General features: G+C 70.6%; 21 protein-coding genes and 1 pseudogene. 11 read left to right on the top strand and 11 right to left on the bottom strand.

All coding sequences use genetic code 11. The features are described 5' to 3' along the window. Positions 1-6: 6 nt before the first annotated feature. From ACZ6ZP_RS28605 to ACZ6ZP_RS28630, 6 genes are all read right to left on the bottom strand, one after another. Positions 7-2,286, bottom strand: coding sequence for a protein kinase domain-containing protein (locus ACZ6ZP_RS28605; protein WP_469408874.1), 2,280 nt, complete (start codon positions 2,284-2,286; stop codon positions 7-9). A gap of 81 nt (positions 2,287-2,367) precedes the next feature. Continuing rightward, a complete protein-coding gene (locus tag ACZ6ZP_RS28610; protein ID WP_351164044.1) occupies positions 2,368-3,195 on the bottom strand; it encodes a carbohydrate ABC transporter permease in 828 nt (275 codons plus the stop codon). A 60-nt stretch (positions 3,196-3,255) separates the two neighbouring features. Then, a complete protein-coding gene (locus ACZ6ZP_RS28615) occupies positions 3,256-4,212 on the bottom strand; it encodes a carbohydrate ABC transporter permease (RefSeq protein WP_469408875.1) in 957 nt (318 codons plus the stop codon). A 53-nt stretch (positions 4,213-4,265) separates the two neighbouring features. After that, a complete protein-coding gene (locus ACZ6ZP_RS28620; RefSeq protein ID WP_351163988.1) occupies positions 4,266-5,627 on the bottom strand; it encodes an extracellular solute-binding protein in 1,362 nt (453 codons plus the stop codon). Between the two features lie 210 nt (positions 5,628-5,837). Further along, entirely contained in the window at positions 5,838-6,533 is a 696-nt protein-coding gene (locus ACZ6ZP_RS28625) for a response regulator (RefSeq protein ID WP_351163990.1), read from the bottom strand. Further along, complete coding sequence (locus tag ACZ6ZP_RS28630) at positions 6,530-8,167, bottom strand: sensor histidine kinase (RefSeq protein ID WP_351163991.1); 1,638 nt, start codon at positions 8,165-8,167, stop codon at positions 6,530-6,532. The genes ACZ6ZP_RS28625 and ACZ6ZP_RS28630 overlap by 4 nt, the downstream gene beginning before the upstream one ends. Positions 8,168-8,348: 181 nt before the next feature. Here ACZ6ZP_RS28630 and ACZ6ZP_RS28635 point away from each other — a divergent pair, with 181 nt between their 5' ends. After that, complete coding sequence (locus tag ACZ6ZP_RS28635; protein WP_351164045.1) at positions 8,349-9,761, top strand: cation:dicarboxylate symporter family transporter; 1,413 nt, start codon at positions 8,349-8,351, stop codon at positions 9,759-9,761. On the opposite strand, the gene ACZ6ZP_RS28640 is transcribed toward ACZ6ZP_RS28635, so the two are convergent. Further along, entirely contained in the window at positions 9,758-10,396 is a 639-nt protein-coding gene (locus ACZ6ZP_RS28640; protein ID WP_351163992.1) for a TetR/AcrR family transcriptional regulator, read from the bottom strand. The genes ACZ6ZP_RS28635 and ACZ6ZP_RS28640 overlap by 4 nt on opposite strands. A 129-nt stretch (positions 10,397-10,525) precedes the next feature. Here ACZ6ZP_RS28640 and ACZ6ZP_RS28645 point away from each other — a divergent pair, with 129 nt between their 5' ends. From ACZ6ZP_RS28645 to ACZ6ZP_RS28660, 4 genes are all read left to right on the top strand, one after another. After that, a complete protein-coding gene (locus ACZ6ZP_RS28645; RefSeq protein WP_469408876.1) occupies positions 10,526-12,241 on the top strand; it encodes an MFS transporter in 1,716 nt (571 codons plus the stop codon). 670 nt (positions 12,242-12,911) lie between these two features. Next, on the top strand, positions 12,912-13,139 hold the full coding sequence (locus ACZ6ZP_RS28650; RefSeq protein WP_351163995.1) for a hypothetical protein: 228 nt from the start codon (positions 12,912-12,914) through the stop codon (positions 13,137-13,139). Then, entirely contained in the window at positions 13,136-13,621 is a 486-nt protein-coding gene (locus ACZ6ZP_RS28655) for a hypothetical protein (RefSeq protein WP_351163996.1), read from the top strand. The genes ACZ6ZP_RS28650 and ACZ6ZP_RS28655 overlap by 4 nt, the downstream gene beginning before the upstream one ends. Before the next feature lie 186 nt (positions 13,622-13,807). Continuing rightward, positions 13,808-14,686: an SGNH/GDSL hydrolase family protein gene (locus ACZ6ZP_RS28660; protein WP_469408877.1), complete on the top strand. Its 879-nt coding sequence runs from the start codon at positions 13,808-13,810 to the stop codon at positions 14,684-14,686. Positions 14,687-14,708: 22 nt separating this feature from the next. On the opposite strand, the pseudogene ACZ6ZP_RS28665 reads toward ACZ6ZP_RS28660, so the two are convergent. Further along, positions 14,709-15,569 (bottom strand): annotated as a pseudogene (locus ACZ6ZP_RS28665) (glycoside hydrolase family 16 protein); the annotation flags it as partial. A 271-nt stretch (positions 15,570-15,840) separates the two neighbouring features. On the opposite strand from ACZ6ZP_RS28665, the gene ACZ6ZP_RS28670 reads away from it, so the two are divergent. The 6 genes from ACZ6ZP_RS28670 to ACZ6ZP_RS28695 all read left to right on the top strand — a co-directional run bounded on the left by ACZ6ZP_RS28670 (position 15,841) and on the right by ACZ6ZP_RS28695 (position 21,158). Continuing rightward, the gene (locus tag ACZ6ZP_RS28670) at positions 15,841-16,446 is read left to right on the top strand and encodes a mycothiol-dependent nitroreductase Rv2466c family protein (RefSeq protein WP_366465056.1); all 606 of its coding nucleotides are present in this window, start codon (positions 15,841-15,843) and stop codon (positions 16,444-16,446) included. A 113-nt stretch (positions 16,447-16,559) separates the two neighbouring features. After that, positions 16,560-17,480, top strand: a complete 921-nt coding sequence (locus ACZ6ZP_RS28675) for an NAD(P)-dependent oxidoreductase (protein WP_468614224.1) — start codon at positions 16,560-16,562, stop codon at positions 17,478-17,480. Between the two features lie 49 nt (positions 17,481-17,529). Then, positions 17,530-17,892, top strand: a complete 363-nt coding sequence (locus tag ACZ6ZP_RS28680) for a VOC family protein (protein WP_351164000.1) — start codon at positions 17,530-17,532, stop codon at positions 17,890-17,892. A 98-nt stretch (positions 17,893-17,990) separates the two neighbouring features. Continuing rightward, positions 17,991-18,383, top strand: coding sequence for a MerR family transcriptional regulator (locus ACZ6ZP_RS28685; protein WP_351164001.1), 393 nt, complete (start codon positions 17,991-17,993; stop codon positions 18,381-18,383). Between the two features lie 24 nt (positions 18,384-18,407). Further along, entirely contained in the window at positions 18,408-18,740 is a 333-nt protein-coding gene (gene trxA / locus ACZ6ZP_RS28690; protein ID WP_351164046.1) for a thioredoxin, read from the top strand. 177 nt (positions 18,741-18,917) lie between these two features. Then, positions 18,918-21,158, top strand: coding sequence for a HelD family protein (locus ACZ6ZP_RS28695; RefSeq protein ID WP_383821035.1), 2,241 nt, complete (start codon positions 18,918-18,920; stop codon positions 21,156-21,158). A 16-nt stretch (positions 21,159-21,174) separates the two neighbouring features. Here ACZ6ZP_RS28695 and glgB read toward each other — a convergent pair whose 3' ends face one another. From glgB to ACZ6ZP_RS28710, 3 genes are all read right to left on the bottom strand, one after another. Continuing rightward, positions 21,175-23,514 (bottom strand): 1,4-alpha-glucan branching enzyme, encoded by a 2,340-nt coding sequence (glgB, locus tag ACZ6ZP_RS28700; protein ID WP_469408880.1) that lies wholly within the window; start codon positions 23,512-23,514, stop codon positions 21,175-21,177. Between the two features lie 27 nt (positions 23,515-23,541). Beyond that, positions 23,542-24,957 (bottom strand): maltokinase N-terminal cap-like domain-containing protein, encoded by a 1,416-nt coding sequence (locus ACZ6ZP_RS28705; protein ID WP_469408881.1) that lies wholly within the window; start codon positions 24,955-24,957, stop codon positions 23,542-23,544. Between the two features lie 119 nt (positions 24,958-25,076). Further along, positions 25,077-25,421, bottom strand: a 345-nt coding sequence (locus ACZ6ZP_RS28710; RefSeq protein WP_399979475.1) for an alpha-glucosidase C-terminal domain-containing protein, incomplete at its 5' end; no start/stop codon positions are given.

The raw sequence follows: 25,421 nt of genomic DNA on the forward strand, positions 1-25,421 counted from the left end.
GCGCCGCTACTGCCGGGTGGGGGCGAATTTCTTGTCCACCTTGCCGATTTCGGTCCAGGTGTTGTCCTGTCGGCGGTCGAACCACACCGGGCGCTGGCGTGCCGAGCGGCGTTTCTCGAAGGAGACCTCGTCCAGGACGCCGTTCACGGAGACGCCCTGGATCTCGCGGTCCAGGGTGTGTCGTAGTGATGTCGCCGAGCCCTCGGCCGGGAGCTTCTTGAGTGCGGTGGCCAGGGCCAGGGCGCCGTCGTACAGCTCCTGGTTGCCGCGCGCGGCGAGGTTCTCGTCGGGTTCACCGGAGTAGTTGCGGGTGCGCAGGACGCCGTCGGGGATGGTTTTGTCCGCCTTCTCGGTTGCCGCCCGTTCCGCCGAGTCCTCGCAGGGGCCCTCGGGGGCGCTCTGCGTCAGGACGGGGCCGGTGAATCCGTTCGCCCTGAGCTTCTTGGCCCATACGCCGACGTACGACCCGGAGGGCACGACGACCGCGTCCGCCCGCGCCTTGTCGACCAGCGCCGGGATCTGCGAGGCCTTCACCTCGTCCGGCCCGGTGTCCAGCGCCTCGGCCTGCACGCCCGCCCGGCGCAGCGCGGTGCCGATGCCGTCCTCGCGGTCCGTCCAGATCTTGTCGTCGGCCACCAGGACCCGGCGGGCCTTCGTCCGGGTCAGGAGGTAGTCGGCCATCGCCTCGCCCTGCCGCGCCTCGTCGGCCGGGATCGCGAACGCCCCCTCGGCGTGGGCGACTTCGGAACACGTGCTGATCTCCGGCAGGAACGCCTCGTCGGTGTCGTGCACCCAGGAGAAGTCGTTCGTGTCGCCGATGACGGCGAGCATGTCCGGGTGCTCGGCAAGGAGCTTGCGGGAGGTCGTGTCCGGGTCGGCGGAGACGGGGACCACGCGGAAGCGGCTGCCGCTCTTGGCGCCGAGCGTCTCGGCGAAGGCGGACTCGACGGTGCGCTTCTGCTGGATGGTGAACTGCCGGTACTCCGACTTCTCGTACGTGTCCGCGGCGCCGTCCGAGCGATCGGCACCGACGTGGGTGTAGCTGTGGGCGACACCGATCGTGTGGACCGCCGACGCTCCGTCGGCGCCGGACGCGGACGTGGACGTGGTGTCGGGCGCGGCCAGCGAACGTATGCCCAGTCCGGTCGGGATGCCGACCGCCAGGACGAGGGCGGCGGGGATCAGCAGGCGCCCCCGCGAGCGGCGGCCACGGGGACCCGGTGCGTCCGGAGCTGTGGGTTCCTTGCGGACGGCAGGCGGGCGGGGGCGGGCGTCCTCGACGGGGGAGGCCGGGGAGGCCGGGGAGGCCGGGGAGGCCGGGGAGGACTGGGCGGCTCCGGAGGGGATGGAGTCGTGCACGTCCGGGGCCGGGGCCGGGGTCGGTGCCGGTGCAGTGGTGTCGTACGGGGACGAGGTGGGGGCCGGCTCCTCCCCGGCCGGCGGCAGCGACCGCGCCGCCGCCAGAATCCGTTCGAGCGCCGTCGCGGCGTCCGCGGGACGGTCGGCGGGTTCCTTGGCCAGGAGGGCGAGCACGAGGCGCTCCACCGGGGCCGTCACCTCGGCCCGCGCCCGCGAGGGCCGCAGCGGTGCGTCGTTGACGTGGTTGTACATGACGCCGACCGCCGTGCCGGTGAACGGTGGCCTGCCGACGAGGAGTTCGTAGAGCACGCAGCCCAGCGCGTACAGGTCGGTGCGTCCGTCGCCCGCCTCCTGGCGGAACCGTTCCGGCGCCAGATATGGCACGCTGCCGAATGGCAGCTGCCCGGTCTGCGTGAGCCGGGCGTCGCCCGCGGCGCGCTCCATGAACGTCGCGATGCCGAAGTCGACGACCTTGGCGGAGCCGTCCTGCGCGATCATCACGTTGCCGGGCTTGATGTCGCGGTGCACGACGCCCGCCGAGTGCGCCGTGTCCAGGGCGCGGCAGACGTCCGCCGCCCAGCGCAGCGCGTCCGCCACCGGCACCCGGACGCTCTCGCGCAGCACCTGGTCCAGCGAGCGCCCCTGCACCAGGGCCATCACCAGGTACGGGGTGCCGTCGTCCGAGCCGTGGTCGTGGACGGCGACGATGTACGGGCTGTCCAGCGAGGCGGCGGCGCGGGCCTCCTGCCGGAAGCGGGCCAGGAGCTGCTCCAGCTCGGCCTCGCCCGCCGATGCCGCGGGCACGAAGAGCTTGACCGCCACCTCGCGGCCCAGGCTCCGGTCGCGGGCACGCCACACCTCGCCCATGCCGCCCGCACCGATCCGCTCGATCAGTTCGTACCGGCCGTTCAGCAGACGCCCCCGCATGTGCCCTCCCTTTGACCCGGTGATCCTAGCCAGCGGGCCGGGCAGCCGGAGCGGGGCGGGTCAGGTCAGCCCTCGGGCGGGTCAGCCCTTCACCGCACCCCCCAGTGCGAACCCCCCGCCCAGCTTCCGGGAGATCAGGACGTACAGGAGGATCACCGGCGTCGAGTAGATGATCGAGAACGCCGCCAACTGGCCGTAGACGACCGTGCCCTTGTTGCCGAAGAAGTCATTGATGCTCACCGACGCGGGCATCTGCTCCGGCGTGAGCAGGAGCATGAAGGGGACGAAGAAGTTCCCCCACATCATCACGAAGGAGAAGACCGTCACCACGGACACCCCCGGGCCCATCAGGGGGAGCACGATCCGCAGCAGGGACTGGAACGACGACGCGCCGTCCGTCCACGCCGCCTCCTCAAGCTCCTTGGGCACGCCGTCCATGAAGTTCTTCATCAGCCAGATGGCGAAAGGGAGTTGGGACGCGGCGAAGAAGAAGATCGTGCCCTGCATCGTGTCGATCAGGTCGACCTGGACGAACAGCGCGTACACCGGGACCATGATCGCGGTGATCGGCAGGCTCGTCGCGAAGAGGATCGTCAGCATGAAGGGGCGGTTCAGGCGGGACGTGAAGCGGGAGAGCGGGTAGGCGGCGAGCGCCGCGCAGACCACCGTCAGGAGGGTGCCGCCGCCGCACAGCAGCAGGCTGTTGAGCAGGGGCGTGAAGGTGATCTCGGGGGTCAGGACCGCGTCGTAGTTGTCCAGGGTGATGCCGTCGGGGACCTTCACCTTGAGGTCGGCCTCGGTGTCGAGCGAGGACAGGATCACCCAGGCCAGCGGCAGGACGAACGCGGCGGCGACCACGAGCAGGCCCGCGTCCGCCGCTAGCCGCCGCGCCGTACGGCGTGAACGCAGGGTGCGGGCAGGTGAGTTGACGGGGGAGGCAGACGTGTTGGCGGACGTGTTGGCGGACACTCAGACCTCCGTGCGGAGCAGGCGCATGTAGACGAGGGAGAAGAGTGAGCCGACGACCAGGAGCAGAAGCGCCACCGCCGTGCCGTAGCCGATCATGCTCTTCTGGAAGGCCTGTTCGTACATGAACAGGGGGAGGGTCTGACTGCGGTTTCCCGGGCCGCCTCGCGTCATCACCCAGATCAGGCCGAAGACGGAGAGGGTCTGGAGGGTGTTGAGCATCAGGTTCGTGCCGATGGAGCGGCGGATCATCGGGAGCGTGATGTGCCACATGCGGCGCCAGCCGCCCGCGCCGTCCACCTCGGCCGCCTCGGTGATCTCCTTGGGGATCTCGTTCAGGGCCGCCGAGTAGACCAGCATCGAGAACGCCGTGCCGCGCCATACGTTGGCGAACGACACCGCCAGGATCGGCAGCGTGTACATCCAGTTCTGCGACGGCAGATGGAGGAAGTTCAGGACCGCGTTGAGCGTGCCCTCGCGGCGGAAGAACGCGTACAGGAGGAAGGCCGCCACCACCTCGGGAAGCACCCACGCCGTGATCACGATCGCGCCGGTGACCGTGCGGACCGGCTTGGACGCCCGCTGCATCAGGGACGCGAGCGCCAGGCCGATGGTGTTCTGCCCGATGAGCGAGGACACGACCGTGAAGACCAGCGTCAGCCAGACCGCGTTGAGGAACGCCTCGTCGCCGAAGGCCTTACGGAAGTTGTCGAACCCGACGAAGCTCGACTCCGCCTGGCCGGTGAGCTGGAGGTCGGTGAAGGCGATGTAGGCGCAGTAGCCGATCGGTCCCGCGAGGAAGAGAAGCAGCAGGACGACGGCGGGGGACACGGGCAGCGCGCGGGACAGGGCCCGTCCCGTCGCCTTGCGGCGGGACGGGGGCCGGGCGGGGCGCGGGGCGCCCGGGCCCGGCGCGGTCTTCGCGATGTCGCCGGGCCCGGCGGGGGGTGCGGTGGTCACCTCGGGGCACTCACTTCCCTTGCGTACGGACGACGGCTACCGTGCGCCGGCGGTCACTTCTCGACGACCTCGCCGTCCGTCGCCGCCTTCACCTCGTCGTCGTACCCGCTCGCCGCGTCGGCCACCGACGCGTCGCCCGTCGTGACCTTCTCCATGGCCTCCTGCACCGCGGTGGAGACCTTCGGGTACGCCGGGTACGCCGGGCGGTAGTGCGTCGAGGGCACCAGGTCGGTGAAGAACTTCAGGCCGGGCTGCGCCTTGAGGTACGCGGGGTCGGCGGCGACGTCCTTGCGGACCGCGATGCCGGAGTTCGCCACGTACCACTTCTGGGCGTTGGCCTTGGTCTGCATCTGCTCGATGAACTTGAACGCCAGGTCGGGGTTGGACGCCTTGGACGGGATCGCCCAGGTCCAGCCGCCGGACATGCTCACCTTGCCGGGGGCCTCGCCGTTCTGGGTCGGCATGTGGGCCAGGCCCAGCTTCTTCGACCACTCCGGCCACTCGTGGCCCGCGCCCTTGCCCCAGTCCTGCGGCAGCCAGGAGCCGTCGAGGTTGATGCCGAGCTTGTCCTCGGGGAGGAGTTCGCCGCGCACCCGGGTGGCGAAGTTCGGGTCGAGGGCGTCGGAGACGTCGGGGCCGAGCTTCTCCTTGTAGACGGTCTCGACGAACTTCAGGGAGTCCTTGAAGCCCTGGCTGCCGGTGACCCACTTCTTCGACTTCGGGTCGTACATCGGGTCCTGGCCCGTGCCGTACAGGAGCATCTCCATGCCCTGCATGGTGGCCGCCTCGCCCGCGGGCTTGCCCGTGTAGACGTTCATGGGGGTGACGCCCGGGACCTTCTTCTTGATGGTCCGCGCCGCCTGAAGGATGTCGTCCCACGACTTGGGCTGCCAGTCGGCCGGCAGCCCGGCCTTCTTGAAGATGCCCTTGCTGAACCAGAGTCCGCGGGTGTCGGTGCCGTCCGGGACGCCGTACGTCTTGCCGTCCGCCGCCTTCGCCGCCGACTTGGACGTGCCGATGAACTGGTCCCAGTCCTTCCACTTGTCCAGATACGGGTCGAGCGGCTTCAAGTACCCGCTGGTGATGTCCGAGTTGATGAGGAAGGTGTCCTCGTAGACCAGGTCGGGCGCGGTCTTGGGGGAGCGCATCATCTGCTGGAGCTTGGTGTAGTACTCGGAGTCCGGCGCCTTGATGGGCACCAGCTTCACCTTCTTGCCGGGGTTCTCCTTCTCGAACTGCTTCTTGATGTCCGCCAGGAAGGTGTCCATGACCTTGACCTGGTTGTCCGTGGACTGCTTGAAGGAGACCTTGACGGTGTCCGGATCGTCGCCGGAGTCCCCGCCGCACGCGGTGAGGGTGGCGGTGGCGACCAGGGCGGTGGCGAGGAGCAGCGGGGTGGTGGGACGCACGGGCACGACCTCCTACTGGCCGACGCGGCTGGGTTACCACGCAGGGCGCAACGCGGGGCTGCCCGGTGAACGTAAGGGTGGGCTCGGAGCAAGGTCAATGCCCGTGCGTCGCCCCTTGTCATCAACGTGACAACGTTGTTATTGGAGGCGGCACCGGGGCGTTACCGGCGTGGCCACGGGGTGTTAATCGGCTTGTCCGGTCGGGGACTTGGGGCTTCAGGGAGTCGACGGGGCCGAGGTCAGCCAGCGGTAGGCGTACTCGGGGCGGCCGACGTGGCCGTACTGCGGGGTGCGGGCGGCGCGGCCCGTGGTGACCAGGTGCTCCAGGTAGCGGCGCGCGGTGATGCGGGAGATGCCCACGGCCTCGGCGGCGGCCGCCGCGGTGACGCCCTCGGGAGGTGCGTCGCGCAGGGTGCGGGTCACCCTCTCCAGGGTGGGGCCGCTGAGCCCTTTGGGCAGGGCGGCGGGGCTCGGCGCGCGCAGGGTGGCCAGGGCGCGGTCCACCTCGTCCTGCCCGGTGGCCTCGCCCGCGGCGGTGCGGAACTCGGCGTAACGGGTGAGGCGGTCGCGGAGGGTGGCGAAGGTGAAGGGCTTCAGTACGTACTGCACGACGCCGAGGGAGACGCCCTCGCGTACGACGGCGAGGTCACGGGCCGATGTGACGGCGATGACGTCCGTGCGGTGGCCCGCGGCGCGCAGGGTGCGGGCCAGCTGGAGGCCGTGGCCGTCGGGGAGGTGGAGGTCCAGGAGGAGCAGGTCCACCTCCGTGCGGTCCAGCATGCGCTTGGCTTCGGCGGCGGTGTGTGCCTTCCCTGTGGCCTGGAAGCCCGGTACCCGGTTCACGTAGAGGACGTGAGCGTCGGCGGCCACGGGGTCGTCCTCCACGACCAGGACGCGGATCGGCTCTGTCACTTGGTGCCTCCGTCAGTCCTCGGTGCGGTACGTCTGTCCATGGCCGGGGCGGCCGAGGCCAAGCGGACCTCGAACTCCGCGCCCCCGTCCGGCGAATCCCGCACCTCCAGTGTCCCTTCGTGCTTCGTCACCGTCTGGTGGACCAGGGCCAGGCCCAGGCCGCGGCCCGCCGTGGCCTTCGTCGACCAGCCGCGTTCGAAGACCGACTCGGTGTGGGCCGGGTCGACGCCGGGGCCGGTGTCCGACACCCGCAGCGTGAGGCCGGCCCCGTCGGCCCGTGCCGTCACCGTCACGCGGGCCGCGGGGGAGCCCTGGGCCGCGTCCACCGCGTTGTCGATCAGGTTGCCCAGGACCGTCACCAGGTCCCGCGCGGGCAGGTCCGCGGGGAGCATGCCGTCGTCGATGCTGCTGTCGGGGGAGACGACGAGCTCCACGCCGTGCTCGTTGGCCTGGGCCGCCTTGCCCAGGAGCAGGGCCGCGAGGACCGGCTCGCTGACCGCGGCGACCACCTGGTCCGTCAGGGTCTGCGCAAGCTCCAGCTCGGCCGTGGCGAAGTCGACCGCCTCGTCGGCGCGGCCCAGCTCGATGAGGGAGACCACCGTGTGCAGGCGGTTCGCCGCCTCGTGGGCCTGCGAGCGCAGCGCCCGCGTGAAGCCGCGCTCCGAGTCCAACTCGCCGGTCAGCGCCTGGAGTTCGGTGTGATCGCGCAAGGTGACCACTGTCCCTCGGCGCTCACCGCTCGACACCGGTGAGGTGTTGACGACGACCACCCGGTCCGCCGTCAGGTGCAGCTCGTCCACCCGCGGCTCGGCCGCGAGCAGCGCGCCCGTCAGCGGCGCGGGCAGGCCCAGCTCGGCGACGTTGCGGCCGACCAGGCCGCCCGATACGCCGAGCAGCTCGCGCCCTCCGTCGTTGATGAGCGCGATGCGCCGCTGTCCGTCCAGCATGAGCAGACCCTCGCGCACCGCGTGCAGCGCCGCCTCGTGGTAGTCGTGCATGCGGCTCAGCTCGGCGGCGTTCATGCCGTGGGTGTGGCGGCGCAGGCGGGCGTTGATGACGTACGTACCCAGTCCGCCGAGCGCGAGCGCGCCCGCGGCGACACCGAGCAGGGCGAGCAGCTGGCCGCGCGCCTTCTGGCTGATCTCCTCGATGGTGATGCCCGCGCTGACCAGGCCGGTGATGCGGTCGCCGTCAAGGATCGGGGTGACCACGCGCACGGAGGGGCCGAGCGTGCCCGTGTACGTCTCGGTGAAGGTCTCGCCCCGCAGGGCGTCCGCCCGGTGGCCGAGGAAGCGCTCGCCGATCTGGTCCTCGTCGGGGTGCGTCCAGCGGATGCCGTCCGGGTTCATGATCGTGACGAAGTCGACCCCGGTGTGCCGGCGGACGTCGGTGGCGTACGGCTGGAGGGCCTGGGTCGGATTTCGGCCACGCGCGGCCTCGCGCACCGAGGGGGAGTCCGCGACCGCCCGCGCCGCGGCCGTGGCCTGCCGACGGGCGCCCTCCTCGGCCTGCTGCCGGTCGCTCAGGAAGGTGAAGAGCGCGCACCCGGCCACCACGACGGTGACCAGGACGATCTGCATCGCGAAGAGCTGACCGGCGAGGCTGCGTGGTCGGGGCGGGCGGGCGAGGGGCATGCTGCCAGTCTGCCTCGCCGTATAAGTGCGAACTAAATGAACGTAAGGGTGACCGCCCTCACAGGGCGAGAGATAGTCACCCGAGATTCGCCTGCCCAGGACGTGAGCCGCACGCACTGGCCGAAAACGCCGACGTAGTCGTTCAAGGAGGGCCCTCGTGGCCGACACCACCGACAGCCAGGTGGCACCGGCTCCCGCAGCCAAACGGGACCGGACCCACTACCTGTACATAGCCGTCATCATCGCCGTCGTCCTCGGTGTCGGGGTCGGCCTGCTCTTCCCCGACTTCGCCAAGGAGCTCAAGCCGGTCGGCACCGGCTTCGTGAACCTGATCAAGATGATGATCTCGCCGATCATCTTCTGCACGATCGTCCTCGGCGTCGGTTCGGTCCGCAAGGCCGCCAAGGTCGGCAAGGTCGGTGGTCTCGCGCTCGCCTACTTCGTCGCCATGTCGGTCGTCGCGCTCGCCATCGGCCTGCTCGTCGGCAACATCCTGCACCCGGGCTCGGGCATGGACATCTCCGACTCCGAGAAGGGCGCGGGCCACACCGCGGCCGAAGAGGCGAACAAGGGACTCGTCGACTTCGCGCTCGGCATCATCCCGAAGACGCTCGTCTCCGCCTTCACCGAGGGCGAGGTGCTGCAGACGCTGCTCGTGGCGCTGCTGGTGGGCTTCGCGCTCCAGGCCATGGGCCGCTCCGGAGAGCCGATCCTGCGCGGCATCGGGCACATCCAGCGCCTTGTCTTCCGCGTACTCGGCATGATCATGTGGGCCGCCCCGGTCGGCGCGTTCGGCGCGATGGCGGCGGTGGTCGGCGAGACCGGCACGGACGCCCTGAAGGCGCTGGCCACGATCATGATCGGGTTCTACGTCACCTGTGCGCTGTTCATCCTGATCGTGCTCGGCACGCTGCTGCGCCTGGTGACCGGCGTCAATCTCTTCAAGCTCCTGAAGTACCTGGGCCGCGAGTTCCTCCTCATCCTGTCCACCTCCTCGTCCGAGTCCGCGCTGCCGCGGCTCATCGCGAAGATGGAGCACCTGGGCGTCAGCCGTCCGGTCGTCGGCATCACGGTCCCCACGGGCTACTCGTTCAACCTCGACGGCACGATGATCTACCTGACCATGTCGTCGCTCTTCATCGCCGAGGCGATGGACCAGCCGCTCGGCATCGGCGAGCAGATCTCGCTGCTCCTGTTCATGATGATCGCGTCCAAGGGCGCCGCGGGTGTCTCCGGTTCCGGCATCGCGGTCCTGGCCAGTGGCCTTCAGTCGCACAAGCCGGGCCTGGTGGACGGCGTCGGCCTGATCATCGGCGTCGACCGCTTCATGAGCGAGGCCCGCGCCCTGACCAACTTCGCCGGCAACGCGGTGGCGACCCTCCTGATCGGTACGTGGACCAAGGAGGTCGACCGGCAGCGGGTCGACGACGTCCTGGCGGGACGCCTGCCGTTCGACGAGAAGACGCTCCTCGACGAGGGCGGCTCCGAGCCCGAGAAGCCCGGGAAGGGCGACCCGGGGACGGCGGACCCGGAGACGGTGGACGCCGTCCCGACGCAGCCGGACAGCGTCGAGAAGAAGTCCCTGACGGCTTAGCCGTCGGCGGTCGCGGCCCTGCGGTCGGCGACCCTGGTCACCAGCTCGGTGGCCTGTGAGGCGGGCAGGCCCGCCGCGGTCAGAAACGTGATCGCGGTGGACCTGCCCGCCTTCTGTGCCGGTACGACACCGTCGTTGACGGCCTCCATCACGGCGAACAGAATCCCTTCGAGCACGTAGCCCAGCGCCCGCGTCGGCAGCGGCGACACGAACGTGCCGCCGTCCAGGCCACGTTGGAAGGTCTCCAGGCCGGACTCGTGGACGCGGCCGAGCCGTTCGCGGATGCCGCCCATCGTGACGCTCCGGTGGGAGAGCGAGAGCAGCAGGCGGTAGCGGTCGGCGACGTCCCAGACGGCGAGCAGTGAACCGGCCACCGCCTCCGCGGGGTCGTCGATGCCCTCGCGGCCCGCGGCGTGCGCGCTCTCCACCGCCTCGACGGCCCGCTCCACGATCGCCTCGATCAGCGCGTCGCGGCTGGGGAAGTGCCCGTACACCGTCCGGCGCACCACGCCCGCGGCGCGCGCGATCTGGTCCATGGACGCGTCGGGGTCGTGCAGCAGCTCGGCGACGGCGACGTCGAGGATGCGGCGGCGGTTGGCGTCAGCGCGGACGCTGCTCGCTGGACGGGGGTTCATGGCCCCCATTCTGCCCACTCGCGGACGCCCCCGCTCCCCCCACTTGCACACCGCTGTGCAACATCGGGTATCTTGCACAGCAGTGTGTATTTGCACAGACTTGTGCAAGATGGGATGGGTGGAATCGAGATGCCTTTGCTGATCAAGGAACCGGTCGAACGGATGGAGCAGCCGTACGCCCGCCGCTGGTGGGCCCTCGGTGTGCTCTGCCTGAGCCTGCTGATCGCCGTGATGGCGAACACCGCGCTGACGGTGGCCGCGCCCGACATGACCATGGACCTCGGTCTGTCCAGCTCGGACCTGCAGTGGGTCATCGACGCCTACACCGTCCCGTACGCCGCGCTGATGCTGCTGCTCGGCGCGATAGGCGACAAGTACAGCCGCCGCGGCGCCCTGGTGCTCGGCCTGGTCATCATGTCCGTCGGCGCTGCCGCCGGTTCCGTGGTCGACAGCTCGACGGCGGTCATCGTCGTCCGCGCGGTGATGGGCGTCGGCGCGGCGCTGATCATGCCCGCGACGCTCTCGCTGCTGGCGGCGACCTTCCCGCGCGCCGAGCGGGCCAAGGCGATCACCATCTGGGCGGCCACGTCCGGCATCGCGATCGCGGCGGGCCCGCTGATCGCGGGCGCGCTGCTCCGTGACAACGGCTGGCACTCGACGTTCCTGATCAACATCCCGGTGTCGGTGCTCGCGATCATAGGCGCGTTCATCCTCGTACCGCCCTCGAAGGCGGCGCAGCACGGCCGGATCGACTACGTGGGCGGTCTGCTCTCGGTGGTCTGGGTGGGCTCCCTGATCTTCATGATCATCGACGGCCCGCACTTCGGCTGGGGCGTGCGGGCGATCTCCGCGGCGGTCGTCGCCGGGCTCGGCCTGATCGCCTTCGTCATCTGGGAGCTGAAGCACCCGCGTCCGGTCCTGGACGTACGCAAGTTCACGCAGCGCGGCTTCGCGGGCTCGAACCTCGCCGTGGCGCTGTTCTTCCTCGCGGTGTTCGGCGCCTTCTACTACCTGACCCAGCACCTCCAGTTCGTCCTCGCGTACGACCCGCTGGAGACCGGCATCCGCATGCTGCCGCTGGCCGGTGCGGTGTTCGTGGGCTCGGCGGTCACCGGCATCCTCGCGCCGCGCATCGGCGGCAAGATCATGGTGGTCGCGGGCATGGTGGGCGGCACGGTGGCGCTCGCCCTCCTGACGCAGATCGAGGCGGGCTCCACGTACGGGGCCTTCGTGGCACCGCTGATCATCCTGGGCCTGTCGCTCGGCTTCGCGGTCTCGCCGTGCACGGACGTCATCATGGGCTCGTTCCCCGAGTCGGAGCTCGGCGTGGGCGGCGCGGTGAACGACACCTCGCTGGAGCTCGGCGGTTCGCTGGGCATCGCGGTGCTCGGCTCGGTCCTCGCGAATTCGTACTCCTCGAAGCTGGCCGACGAGACCGCGGGCAGCAAGCTTCCCGCCTCCGCGCTCGACACGGCGCAGGACTCGGTGGGCGCGGGCAACGGCGTGGCACAGGGCATCGCCGAGCAGGCGCGTGAGCTCTCCGAGAAGGCGGCGAACGCGTCCTCGCAGCAGGAGGCGGCGCAGCTCAAGGCGCAGGCGCAGGAACTCGCCGGGGGCGCGCACCAGATGGCGGACGCGGTGGGCTCGGCGTTCTCCGGCGCGGTGGCCCACACCAGTCTGATCGGTGCGGTGATCCTGGGGGTGGGGACTGTTGTGGTTGCTGTGTTGCTGCCGGGGCGCCGGACTGAGGTCCGGGCGGGGGCGCGCAAGGGAGCGGACGGGCCGGTTGATGGCGCTGAGGAGGGTCGGGCTGAGTCTGAGTACGTGAGTGAGGGCCGCCGATAAGGGAGTTCGAGGAGGGTGAGCCGGGGGTGACCTGAGCCGGTGGGGACGGGACAGGTCGACCGGGGCTCGGTAGCGGTAGGGCTTCGCCGGGTCGGCGGCCCTATTCGGTGCCGGGGCCGCCCGGTTGTCCCGAGGTTGGCGGTTACGGGACGGGAGTCAAGGGCGCTCCTGCGTCGCGTCGGCTGCGCCGATTGCGCTGCGCTCCACCCTTGACACCCGTCCCTCCACCGCGCGAGGGAAGGCGGCCGGACGGCCCGAGGGGCGGGACTCTCGACCACTCCCGCAGGGCCGTGGGGTCTCGCTGCCGGGTGCGGACCGGTACGTCGCAGGGCGCCGTCACGGGACGTGGTGCGCGGTCGCCCCGGGGATCGGTGCCGGTCTCGTCAAGCGGCTGCCGACCGGATCTTCTGGGGTGGCCGTCACGGGCTTCTTGCCGTCGCGCACGCCCGGTGGCCCGGGGGCTTGCAGTCGTCGACGGGGTCAGCGGCTGACCGGGTGCCTGCTGGGGGCGGCACCTAATTTCAAGAAGGCGCGTTGGGCAACGCGTGCGCCCCCTGTCTGTCAGAACACGACTTTGCCCAGGCAGGTGCGCCGCCCCGCGTGGCCCGGGGCCCTCGGCGGTTAGCCTCAAGGTCGGAACACGGGGGCAACGGGGAAGGGGGCGGAGCTCATGGCGGTCAAGCCGATGCGTGCCGCGATCGGGGAGATGTGGATCAACTGCCAGGTCTGCAAGGGGGATCTGTTCCGTGACCGCGAGGTCAAGCTCAACAGCTCCGGCATGGAGTTGATGAACCTGGCATGGGCGAACGAGTCCGCGACCGGGCTCATCTGCTGGCGCTGCGGCTACGTTCACCTCTTCGTGAACCGCGAGCTCCGGCTGTACCGGGCGGACAAGTGACACCGGCGGATGGCGGTGGATGTGTCGCCTGTGGGCTTGCCGGTGGCGCCGTTCCTCTTCCCGGCGGCACGCTGCTCCGCACACCCCATTGGACCGTCGAGCACTGCGTCGGCCCGCTCGGTGTCGGCACCCTCATCGTCAAGCCGTTGCGGCACATCACCGGCGTACACGAGATGAGTGCGGGTGAGGGTGCCGGGCTCGGGCCCTTGCTGGCCTGCGTGACGTCCGGCCTGCGCGCGGTGGTTGGGGAGGGGTGCGAGCAGGTCTACGTCTGCCTCTGGTCGCATGCCGGGCGCGTACCCGGTCACCTGCACTTCGTGGTTCAGCCCGCCCGTACGTCCGACATCGATCGCCACGGCGGCGCCTACGGACCCGCCCTCCAGGCGGCGATGTTCGCCGAGGGCGCGGAGCCGGAGCCGGGGGCCGTGGAGGAGTTCTGCGGGCGGATGCGGCGTGTGCTGGGTGAGGGTTCCGCCATCTAGGTGGGCGCGTGCGCAAACTGTTGACTCTTGTTCAAACCTGCCAGTAACTTCAGCGTTGCACCACTGAGAACCGCCGAAAGCCACTGAAGCCTGCTCAAATCGCCCCCACAGTACGGCTGTTGGCGCCCGTGGCTTGTTCGCTCCTCTCCGGGACTTACCCCCCATCGGATTCAAAGGAGACTCCAGATGGTGATCCGCGCACGCGCCCTGCGCCTGGCAGCCGCTCTCGCCGCCGCAGCCACCGCCACCCTCGGCCTGACCGCCCCCGCCCAGGCGGGCGGCGGCGAACCGCTCGACTACGTCGCACTCGGCGACAGCTTCAGCGCCGGGTCCGGCGTCCTCCCCCTCGACCTGACCGCGCCGCTCCTCTGCGCGCGCTCGACGGCCAACTACCCGCACGTCGTGGCCCAGCGCACCGGCGCCCGCCTCACCGACGTGACCTGCGGCGGAGCCCAGACCAAGGACTTCGCCGGGTCGCAGTACCCCGGCGTCGCCCCGCAGCTCGACGCCGTCGACGTCGACACCGATGTCGTGACGCTGACCATTGGCGGCAACGACAACAACACCTTCATCAGCGCGATCCTCGCCTGCGGCTCCGCGGGCGTGCTCTCCGGCGGCAAGGGCAGCCCCTGCAAGGACGCCAACGGGGACAAGTTCACCAAGGAGATCGACGCCAGTACGTACCCGGCCCTGAAGAACGCCCTGCGAGCGGTCAAGGCCAAGGCCCCGCACGCGCGCGTCGGCGTACTCGGCTACCCCTGGATCGTCCCGGCCCAGGCCGATCCCACCTGCTTCGCCAAGATGCCGATCGCCGCCGGAGACGTTCCCTACCTGCGGGATCTGCAGGCCCACCTGAACAAGGCCGTGCAGCGCGCCGCCACCGAGACGGGTGCCACGTTCGTCGACATGGCAGCCGCCTTGGAGGGTCACGACGCCTGCAAGCCGCTGGGCACCCGCTGGATCGAGCCCGTGCTGTTCGGCACGAACTTCGTCCCGGTGCACCCGAACGCCCTCGGCGAGAAGGGGATGGCCGACCAGGCCATCGGGGTCTTGAAGCTCGGCTGACCTCAGTCAGGAATCACGGCCGCTTCGTCCACACCGCCACGTAGTCCACCGCCATCGCCTTCCCCGGCTCCGTCCGCGCCACCGGAGTCGCCCTGCCCGCGACGCCGTCGGGGAAGGCGCCGCCCATCGCGACGTTCAGCAGGATGAAGTACCCCGCGTGGTCCGTCATGTTGGACCAGGTGGCGGCGGAGAAGCGGTCCTGGGAGAGGGTGTGGAACTGCTCCCCGTCCACGTACCAGCGCAGCTGGTTCGGGGTCGTCGAGCGGTCCCACTCGAAGCGGTACGTGTGGAACGCCGACTGGCAACTCGCTCCGGGACACGCGCGGTTGGCGCCCAGGCCCTGCGTCTCGTTGCAGTCGCCTCCCGGGTTCACCCCGCAGTGCAGCACGCCCCAGACCGAGTTGATGCCATTCACGTTCTCCATCACGTCGAACTCGCCTATCGACGGCCAGTTCTGGTAGTTGCCGCGATAGGGCGCGCCGAGCGCCCAGAAGGCGGGCCAGTAGCCGAGCGCGCTCTCGCCGGTGACGTTCGGCATCTGGATGCGGCCCTCGATGGCGAGCGTGCCGCCCGCCGGTGCCTTGAAGTCGCTGCGCTTCGTCTCGATGCGGGCCGATGTCCAGTTCCCGGCGCCGTCCCTGCGCGGGGTGATCCGCAGGCTGCCGTTCCCGTCGAGGGCGAGGTTGTCGGGGGAGTCCGTGTACGACTGGATCTCGCCCGTGCCCCAATTCGCGGGCCCGCCGGGGTAGTTGTGGCCCAGATCGATCTGCCAGTTGTCGGCGGACGGTCGGGAGCCCGCGGCGCCGTTGAAGTCGTCGCTCCACTCCAGCGACCAACCGGGCGCCGGTGGCGGGACGTCGCCGCGTGCCGTCCCGGGCGTCATCAGGGCGCCGAGCAGGCCGACGGCGGCCAGGCCGGCCAGGACGGGGCCGGTGCGGGGGGAGTGGGTGAAGCGCCCGATGCGATGGGTGTGATCGGTGCGATCGATGTGAGCGGTGTGAGCAGTGTGATCGGTGCTCATGGAACACCTCCGTGGGGGGAGTGTGCGTACCGGTGAGAGCGCTCTCAGAACGCTCTCTGGGTTTTGTAGTTGCAGACATGCGGGGCGTCAATGGCTTCGCCGTGTCAACTTCCCTAACCAGTACGGTAGTTGTGTGAGTACCCCACAGAACGCCGACTTCTGGTTCGACCCCGTGTGCCCGTACACCTGGCTGACCTCCCGCTGGCTCCGCGAGGTCGAGCGGGTGCGGGACGTCGCCGTGCACTGGCGGGTGATGAGCCTCTCGGTCCTCAACGAACACCTCGACGTCGACCCCGAGGACCCCGAAGGGCAGTGGGGCGACTACATGCGGGGTCCGGGGCGGGTCTGTGCCGCCGTGTCCGAGCGGCACGGGAGTCAGGCGCTGGGGACGTATCTCGACGCGCTCGGCGTGCGGCTGCACGAGCGGGGCGAGTGGGACGGCGCCGAGCGCGCACTCGCCGACGCCGGACTGCCCACGGAGCTGGCGGCGGTGGCCTGGACGGACGAGTACGACGACGCCGTGCGGGCCTCGCACGAGCAGGGGCTCGCGCTGGTCGGCCCCGACGTCGGGACGCCGGTGCTCTCCGTCCGGGGAGCGGGGGCGCTCTTCGGCCCCGTCGTCTCGCCCGCGCCGAAAGGGGAGGCGGCGGGACGGCTGTGGGACGGGGTGGTCCTGATGGCGGGCGTCCAGGACTTCTGCGAGCTGAAACGGCCGTACGGCGCACTCGATTTCGGCTGATCCCCGGGGTGGCCCGGCATCCTCAACTCACCGCGCTTGCTTACCTTTTCGTAAGTACCTGACTAATTAGTCGGTACTTGTGAGGCGCCGGGCGCTCGCCAAGCATGGTCGACATGACCACTCAGAAGCACGAGCAGCACAAGCAGCACAAGCAGCACGAGCAGCACAAGACCTCCGTGACCGTCCTCGGCCTCGGTGCCATGGGGCAGGCCCTCGCCGGCACCTTCCTCAAGGCCGGTCACCCCACCACCGTCTGGAACCGCACGCCCGGCAAGGGCGACGACCTCGTGGCCGGAGGGGCCACCCGCACCGCCACCGCCGCCGAGGCCGTCCGCGCCTCGGACGTGGTCGTCGTCTGCCTCTACGACTACGCCGCCTCGCAGGCCGTGCTCGGCCCGATCGCCGCCGACCTGTCGGGACGCCTCCTGGTCAACCTCACCTCGGACACCCCGGAGCGTTCGCGCGAGGCCGCCGCCTGGGCCGCCGAGCACGGCATCGACTACCTGGACGGCGCCATCCTGGTGCCGGTGACCGTGATCGGCACCGCCGACGCGCTGCTCTTCCACAGCGGTCCGAGGGCCCTGTACGAGCGGTATGAGAGCACGCTCAAGGTGCTCGGCGGCCACACCGTCCACCTGGGCGAGGACCACGGTCTCGCGGCCGTCTACGACAACGCCCTGCTCGACTTCTTCTGGACCAGCATGTCCGGCCTCGTGCACGCCTTCGCGCTGGCCGGGGCGGACGGCGTGAAGGGGGCGGAGCTCGCGCCCTACCTGAGCGCCCTGCTCTCCATCTTCCCGGAGGCCATCGAGTCGACGGCGGTCGAGCTCGACTCCAACCAGTACCCGGGCGAGCAGGCCCCGCTCGTCACGGAAGCCGCCAACGTCGACCACATCATCCATGCCTCCGTGCACCGGGGCCTGGACGTGGGCGCCCTGAGCGGCATCAAGGCCGTCCTGGACCGGGCGATCGCCAAGGGGCACGGCGCGGACGGCTGGACGGCCACCATCGAGGCCGTACGCGGCGCGCGCTGAAGCGGCGTACGGTGAAAAGTGACCGCCGTCACAGAGCAGGAGCCGCGCGATGACTGGTGAACCGAGCTTCTTCGAGATCGGCGTCGAGGACCCGGAGCGGGGGCGGGCCTTCTACGGCGAGCTGCTCGGCTGGTCCTTCGAGCCGGGGCCGTCCGGACAGGGGTATGTGATCAAGACCCCCGGTGTGCCCGGCGGCATGCACGGCGGTGACGCGGGGGCCGCGCCCTACCTGTTCTTCCAGGTCGACGACATGGACACGGCGCTCGCCAAGGTCATCAAGCTGGGCGGCACGGTCGAAGCGCCCATCGGCGGGGAGAGCGAGGAGTCGGACGCCGCCTTCGGCCGGTTCCGGCTGTGCAAGGACGACCAGGGCTCCACCTTCGGCCTGCACCAGCCGCCGACGGCCCGCTGAGGCCCGGCGCGTGCCCGCTGAAGCCCGGCGCGCGCCCGCTGAAAAGACCGCCCCGCGCGCTGGCCTTGACGCCTGCGTCAAGGATTACCGTCGTGGACATGCGCATCGGCGAACTTGCGGAGCGGGCCGGCACCACCACGCGGACGCTTCGGTACTACGAGTCACGGGGGCTGCTGCCCGCCCGTCGCAGTGGCAACGGCTACCGCACCTACGACGAGGACGACGTACGCCTCCTGGAACAGATCAGGACCCTCCAGGACTTCGGGTTCGATCTCGAGGAGACGCGGCCGTTCGTGGAGTGTCTGCGGTCGGGGCATCCGGCGGGCGACTCCTGCCCCGCCTCGCTCGACGTCTACCGCCGCAAGCTCGGTGAACTCGACGCGCTGATCGGCGAGTTGAGCGCGGTGCGCGAACAGGTCGGTGCGCAGCTGGTGCGCGCCGAGGCGGCGGTTGTCGGAGGTCCGGAGCCGCGGTGCGAGCTCACGGACTGAGGGAGTGGGGACGTAGGCATGGCGATGGTCAAGGCGGACGGTGTGGCCGAGGTGACGGACGCGGACTTCGAAGGGGAGGTGCTCACGGCGGATCTGCCCGTGCTCGTGGAGTTCGGGGCCGAGTGGTGCGGGCCGTGCCGGCAGCTCGCGCCGGTGCTCAGCGAGATCGCGCGCGAGGAGGCGGACCGGATCAAGATCGTGCAGCTGGACGTGGACCACAATCCGCGGACGGCGATCGCGTACGGGATTCTCTCGGTGCCGTCCCTGGTGGTGTTCCGGGGCGGTGAGCCGGTGAAGTCCATGGTGGGGGCGCGGCCCAAGCGCAAGCTGCTGGCCGATCTCGCCGAGGTGCTCTGACGGCTGCCGAGGCGCTCTGACGGCGCGGAACGACGGAGAAAGAGAAATACCCCGGACGAATTGACGTCCGGGGTATTTCTTCGCGTATATTGGATCCTTTCGCGACCCCTGGCTCATCAAGGCACACGGAAGTCGCGAGAATCTGTATAAGAGCACTGTAACTGGCGAGGGGCTGAATTGTCAACCGAGGAATTGCGGGAAGAGCAGCAATTCGTCTCCGGGCTGTACGCGCGCCTCGACGCGCTGCGCGAGGAGGCCGAAGCCGCCGTGCGGACGTCGTTGTCGCAGGTCGGCACTGGTCTGCAGGCCAGGCTTGAGCGTGACGTCCTGGTGGCCGAGCGGTCCGGACTGCTGGCCGCCTTCAACGCGGGAGAGAACGGCCTCTGCTTCGGGCGGCTGGAATTCCGCGACGGCCGTGATCACCACATCGGGCGTATCGGAATCCGTGCGTCCGACATCGAGCGCACTCCACTCGTGATCGATTGGCGTGCCGAAGTCGCACGCCCCTTCTATCTCGCGACCGGCCATGTGCCGATGGGGCTCCGGCGGCGCAGGCACATCACCACCGAGGGCCGCGACGTCACGGCCCTGCACGACGAGATCCTCGATCTCGCCGACGACACCCGCACCGGGTACGAGGGAGCGGACGCCGACGAGGTGCTGCTCGCCGCGCTCGACTCGGCGCGCACCGGGCGCATGCACGACATCGTGCAGACCATCCAGGCCGAGCAGGACCGCATCATCCGGGCCCCGCACCACGGCGTCCTCGTCGTCGAGGGCGGCCCCGGCACCGGCAAGACGGTCGTGGCGCTGCACCGTGCCGCGTTCCTCCTCTACGCCCACCGCCGGCTGCTCGCCAAGCGCGCGGTCCTGATCGTCGGACCGAACCCCGCCTTCCTCGGCTACATCAGCGAGGTCCTGCCCGCGCTCGGCGAGACGGGCGTCCTGCTCTCCACGGTCGGCGAGCTGTTCCCCGGCGTGTCCGCCACCGGCACCGACACGCCCGAGGCCGCCGAGGTGAAGGGCCGCGCGGAGATGGCGGACGTGCTCGCCGCCGCCCTGCGCGACCGGCAGCAGACCCCCGAGCCCGGCGCCCCGCTGATCATCGAGCACGACGACGGCGACCTCGTCCTGGACTGGACGATCGCCCAGGAAGCGCGTGAGGCGGCCCGCGACGCGGACGTCCCGCACAACCTGGGCCGGCCGCACTTCGCCTTCCGCGTCATCGACATGCTCACCGAGCAGCTGGCCGAACGGCTCGGCGCCGACCCGTACGGCGGCCCCAACTTCCTGGGCCCCGACGACATCGCCCAGCTCGGCAAGGCCGTCGCCGCGAGCCCCGACGTGCACGCGGCCATCGAAGGGCTGTGGCCGCAGCTCACCCCGGAGGGCTTCCTCGCGGACTTCCTGGAGGAGCCGACGCCGTACCTGTCGGACCAGGACGCCGACGTCGTGCGGCGCCCGCACGGTGCCGCGTGGACGGCCGCCGACGTGCCGCTGCTCGACGAGGCCGCCGAGCTGCTCGGCAGCGACGACAGCGCGGCGCGCGCGATGGCGGAGGCCGAACGCGCCAAGCAGATCGCCTACGCGCAGGGCGTGTTGGACGTCTCGTACGCCTCACGGACGTACGAGTTCGAGGACAAGGACGACGAGGAGTCCGAGGTCCTGCTCGCGCACGACATCATCGACGCCGAGCGGATGGCCGAGCGCCAGGAGGAGGCCGACCACCGCAGCGCCGCCGAGCGCGCGGCGGCCGACCGGACGTGGGCGTTCGGGCACATCATCGTGGACGAGGCGCAGGAACTGTCCGCCATGGCCTGGCGGTTGCTGATGCGCCGCTGTCCGACCCGCTCGATGACCCTGGTCGGCGACCCCGCGCAGACGGCGGAGGCCGGCGGCTGCGGCTCCTGGGAGACGATCCTGTCCCCGTACGTCGAGGACCGCTGGGAGTACACCCGGCTCGGCGTCAACTACCGCACGCCGGTGGAGATCATGGACGTGGCCGCCGAAGTGCCCCGCGTGGAGCACCCGGACTTCCGGCCGCCGAGTTCGGTGCGGTCCACGGGCGTGCTCCCCTGGGCGCGCCGCACCGACGACCTGGCCGCGGCGGTGGCCGACGCGGTCGCGGCCGAGGCACGGGACGAGGGACGCCTCGCGGTGATCGCCCCACGCGAGCTGCATGACGAGCTCGCCGGAAAGCTCCCCGGTGTGACGGTCGGGGAGGCCCCGGACCTGACGCGGCCGGTCGTCTTGATCGACCCGCGTCAGGCGAAGGGCCTGGAGTTCGACACGGTCCTGGTCGTGGAGCCGGGCCGTTACGGCACGAGCGACCTGTACGTGGCCCTGACCCGGGCCACGCAGCGGCTCGGCATCCTGCATGCCGAGGAACTGCCGGTGGCGCTCAAGCAGTTCGACTGATTCACATTCGACCGATTCACACAGGTCGCAGCCACACCGTGGCCAGCGGCGGCAGGGTGAGGCGCAGGGACGCGGGGCGGCCGTGCGACGCCACCAGCTCGGTCTTGATCGGGTCCGGGTTGGTGACGTCGCTGCCGCCGTAGCCCGCCGCGTCCGTGTTGAGGATCTCGTGCCAGGCGGTGAACTCGGCGGGGACGCCCAGGCGGTACTCGTGCCGCACCACCGGCGAGAAGTGCGAGATGGCCAGGAGCGGTGCGCCGGTCGTGTTCGCGGGGTCCTCGGCGGCGTACCGCAGGAACGCGAAGACGTTGTCCTCGGCCGCGTCGCCCTCCACCCAGGCGAAGCCGCCGGGGTCGGTGTCGCGCTGCCACAGGCACGGCTCGCGGCGGTAGACGGTGTTGAGGTCGCGCACGAGATCGCGTACGCCCCGGTGGTCGGCCTCGGCCCCGTACGCGGGGTCGAGCAGCCACCAGTCCGGGCCGTGCCCCTCCGCCCACTCGGCGCCCTGTGCGAACTCCTGCCCCATGAAGAGGAGTTGCTTGCCGGGGTGGGCCCACATGAAGCCCAGGTAGGCGCGGTGGTTGGCGCGCTGCTGCCACCAGTCGCCGGGCATCTTCGACACCAGGGACCGCTTGCCGTGCACGACCTCGTCGTGCGAGATCGGCAGGACGTAGTTCTCGCTGTACGCGTACACCATCGAGAACGTCATCTCGTTGTGGTGGAACTTGCGGTGCACCGGCTCCTTCGACACGTAGTCGAGCGAGTCGTGCATCCACCCCATGTTCCACTTCAGGCCGAAGCCGAGCCCGCCGAAGCCGCCGGGGCCCTCGTGGTGCGTCGCGCGGGTCACGCCGTCCCAGGCCGTGGACTCCTCGGCGATGGTGACGACGCCGGGGGCGCGGCGGTAGACGGTGGCGTTCATCTCCTGGAGGAAGGCCACGGCGTCGAGGTTCTCGCGGCCGCCGTGCACGTTCGGCGACCATTCGCCGTGCTCGCGGGAGTAGTCCAGGTAGAGCATCGAGGCGACGGCGTCGACGCGCAGGCCGTCGATGTGGAACTCCTCGCACCAGTACGAGGCGTTGGCGACGAGGAAGTTGCGGACCTCCTTGCGGCCGTAGTCGAACTCCAGGGTGCCCCAGTCGGGGTGCGCCGCCCGGTCAGGGTCCTCGTGCTCGTACAGCGTCCGCCCGTCGAACTCCGCGAGCGCCCAGTCGTCGCGCGGGAAGTGCGCGGGCACCCAGTCCATCAGGACGCCGATGCCCGCCCTGTGCAGCGCGTCGACGAGGTACTTGAAGTCGTCGGGCGTGCCGAGGCGGGCCGTGGGTGCGTAGAAGCCGGTGACCTGGTAGCCCCAGGAGCCGCCGAAGGGGTGCTCGGCGACGGGCATCAGCTCGACGTGGGTGAACCCCAAGTCGGCTACATACGAAGGCAGTTGATCGGCGAGTTGGCGGTAGGTGAGCCCTGGCCGCCAGGACGCCAGATGCACCTCGTACACGGAGAACGGCGCCTGGTGGACGGGCGTTTCCGCCCGGCGCACCAGCCAGTCCTCGTCGTGCCACTCGTGGTGCGACTCGTGCACGACCGACGAGTTCGCCGGCGGGGCCTCCGTGCGGCGGGCCAGCGGGTCGGCGCGCAGGGTCTTCGTGCCGTCGGGCCGGGTGATCTCGTATTTGTAGAGCTCGCCCTCGCCGACGGAGGGCACGAACAGCTCCCAGACGCCGCTGCCGCCGAGCGAGCGCAGCGGGAATCCGGTGCCGTCCCAGAAGTTGAAGTTCCCCACCACGCGCACGCCCAGGGCGTTGGGCGCCCACACCGTGAAGCGCGTCCCGGTCGCCCCCTCGTGCACCATCGGCTGCGATCCGAGGGCCTGCCACAGCTGTTCGTGCCGCCCCTCGCCGATCAGATGCAGGTCGAACTCGCCGAGTGCGGGCAGGAAGCGGTACGCGTCGTGGATCTCGAGCTCGGCGTCCTCGTACGTGATGTGGAGCCGGTAGTCCTCGGGGATCTCCCGCAGCGGAAGCACCCCGGAGAAGAACCCCTCCCCGTCGTCCTGCAGCTCGGCCCGCAGATCCTTGGCGACGACGGCGACGGAGCGCGCGTAGGGCCGCAGCGCGCGGAAGGCGATGCCGTCGGGGACGGCGTGCGCGCCGAGCACCCCGTGCGGGTCGTGGTGCGTGCCGCCCAGCAGGCGGGCGCGGTCGGCCTGGGGGACGGGCGAGGTGGGGCGGCTGCTTTTCTTCTGCTTCTGCCGGGGCGACCGGGGCGGCTCCGGCGTCCGGCCTGCGGACTCCGGCTTCCGCCTGCCCTTCTTGCTGGCCTCGTCGGACGGTTTGCGCGGCTGCGGGCGGGGGGTCACGGGAGGAGCCTCCTGGGCGATGGCAGGTCAGTGGGGTTCGGTGGCGGGGCCGTTCGTGGCCAGGCGCTTGATCGCGGCGAGCGGCACGGGGAGCCAGTCGGGGCGGTGGCGGGCCTCGTAGAGGACTTCGTAGACGGCCTTGTCCGTTTCGTAGGCGCGCAGCAGCACCGGGTCCATGCGCGGATCGCGGCCGGACACCTCCGCGTACCCCGTGCAGTACGCGGCCCGGCAGTCGCCCGCCCACTCCGGCGCCCACGGCTCGTGGGAGCGCGCCGCGTAGTCGAAGGACCGGAGCATGCCCGCCACGTCGCGCACCGGCGGCTGCGGCATCCTGCGCTCGGCCAGCGGACGGGACGGCTCGCCTTCGAAGTCGATGAGCGACCACTCCCCGGCGGGCGAGCGCAGGCACTGCCCCAGGTGCAGGTCCCCGTGGATGCGCTGGGCCTTCCAGTTCGCCTCGCCGCGCCCCAGGTCGGCGAGCGCCTCGAACGTCGTGTGCAGGGCGGCGGCGTACGGCAGCAGGGCGGGCACCGCCTTGGCCGCCGTTTCCAGGCGGTCCGCCATGCCGTCGGCGATCAGCTCCACCTGGGCGCGGCCCAGCGTGACGGTGGGCAGCGCGCGGGCGAGCGCCAGGTGCACGTCGGCCGTCGCGCGCCCGAGCGCCCGTGCCTCGTCGCTGAAGTCCCGCCCCGCCGCGAGCTCCCGCAGGGCCAGCTCCCAGCCGTCCACCGTGCCCTTCAGATAGGGCTGGAGCACGCCGAGTACGTTCACCTCGTCCCCGGCGTCGGCCAGGAACCAGGCGGCCGGGGCGGGCACCTGCGCACAGCCCTCGCGGGCCAGCATCAGGGGCAGCTCCAGGTCGGGATTGACGCCGGGCACGACGCGGCGGAACAGCTTCAGGATGAACGTATCGCCGTACACCAGTGAGGAGTTGGACTGCTCGGCGGCGAGCACGCGCGGCGCGAGGTCGTCTCCTATGGCCTTGCGGCGGTCGCGCTCGAAGCGGAGCTTGCCGACGCGCGCCTGTATGCGCAGCGCCTCAAGGAGGAAGCCGGACATACGGGGGTCGTGCAGCGCTTCGTAGACCGTGAACCCGGCGAGCGGCCCCCGCGTCACATGGCCGATCAGCGCGGGCGCGAGCCGTGGCGGCAGCTCGCGCCGTACGCCGATGAGGAGCTGGTAGCAGTCGGCGGGCAGGGGCGGCACGCCGCCGGCTGCCGGGTCCGGCACCGGCGGCTGCCGGACCCGCACGAGCAGGTGCAAGAGCCCCAACTCGGCTGTCGGCGGGAGCAGTTCGGTCGCCGTGACCAGGTCGAAGTCGGTGATGGGGCGGCCCTTGCCCGCGAACCAGCGCTGCCGTGGCAGCCACGTGCGCAGCAGCGGATCGAGCGAGGCGAGCAGCGCGTCCGTGGTGATGCCCGGGCGGGTGACGGCTTCCGACATGGCGTCGCGTCCTTTCCGCGGTGCGGACAAGGGAGGAGTGCGGGAGTGCCGGTTGTGCGGGAGAGTGCCCAGGGCGGGGCGGTGGAAACCGCCCCGCACAGGAGTAGCAGGGGTGGAGCCTACGCCGCGTCCCTGCGCAGCCGGAACCAGTAGAAGCCATGTCCGGCCAGAGTCAGCAGGTAGGGCAGCTCGCCGATGGCCGGGAAGCGCACCCCGCCGATCAGCTCCACCGGGTGCCTGCCGTTGAAGGTCTGCAGATCCAGTTCGGTGGGCTGCGCGAAGCGCGAGAAGTTGTGCACGCACAGGACCAGGTCGTCCTTGTACTCCCGCAGGAACGCGATCACCGCCGGGTTCGACGACGGCAGTTCCGTGTACGAGCCGAGTCCGAAGGCGGGGTTCTGTTTGCGGATCTCGATCATGCGGCGGGTCCAGTGCAGCAGCGAGGACGGCGAGGACATGGAGGC

The organism is Streptomyces sp. NPDC054047, assembly GCF_055585065.1.

What these genes read in the sequence shown, in the direction of transcription:
- ACZ6ZP_RS28605 (WP_469408874.1), bottom strand. Translation starts at nt 2,286, where the DNA reads ATGCGGGGGCGTCTGCTGAACGGCCGGTACGAACTGATCGAGCGGATC.
- ACZ6ZP_RS28630 (WP_351163991.1), bottom strand. Translation starts at nt 8,167, where the DNA reads ATGCCCCTCGCCCGCCCGCCCCGACCACGCAGCCTCGCCGGTCAGCTC.
- ACZ6ZP_RS28640 (WP_351163992.1), bottom strand. Translation starts at nt 10,396, where the DNA reads ATGAACCCCCGTCCAGCGAGCAGCGTCCGCGCTGACGCCAACCGCCGC.
- ACZ6ZP_RS28645 (WP_469408876.1), top strand. Translation starts at nt 10,526, where the DNA reads ATGCCTTTGCTGATCAAGGAACCGGTCGAACGGATGGAGCAGCCGTAC.
- ACZ6ZP_RS28650 (WP_351163995.1), top strand. Translation starts at nt 12,912, where the DNA reads ATGGCGGTCAAGCCGATGCGTGCCGCGATCGGGGAGATGTGGATCAAC.
- ACZ6ZP_RS28660 (WP_469408877.1), top strand. Translation starts at nt 13,808, where the DNA reads ATGGTGATCCGCGCACGCGCCCTGCGCCTGGCAGCCGCTCTCGCCGCC.
- ACZ6ZP_RS28675 (WP_468614224.1), top strand. Translation starts at nt 16,560, where the DNA reads ATGACCACTCAGAAGCACGAGCAGCACAAGCAGCACAAGCAGCACGAG.
- ACZ6ZP_RS28680 (WP_351164000.1), top strand. Translation starts at nt 17,530, where the DNA reads ATGACTGGTGAACCGAGCTTCTTCGAGATCGGCGTCGAGGACCCGGAG.
- ACZ6ZP_RS28685 (WP_351164001.1), top strand. Translation starts at nt 17,991, where the DNA reads ATGCGCATCGGCGAACTTGCGGAGCGGGCCGGCACCACCACGCGGACG.
- trxA (WP_351164046.1), top strand. Translation starts at nt 18,408, where the DNA reads ATGGTCAAGGCGGACGGTGTGGCCGAGGTGACGGACGCGGACTTCGAA.
- ACZ6ZP_RS28705 (WP_469408881.1), bottom strand. Translation starts at nt 24,957, where the DNA reads ATGTCGGAAGCCGTCACCCGCCCGGGCATCACCACGGACGCGCTGCTC.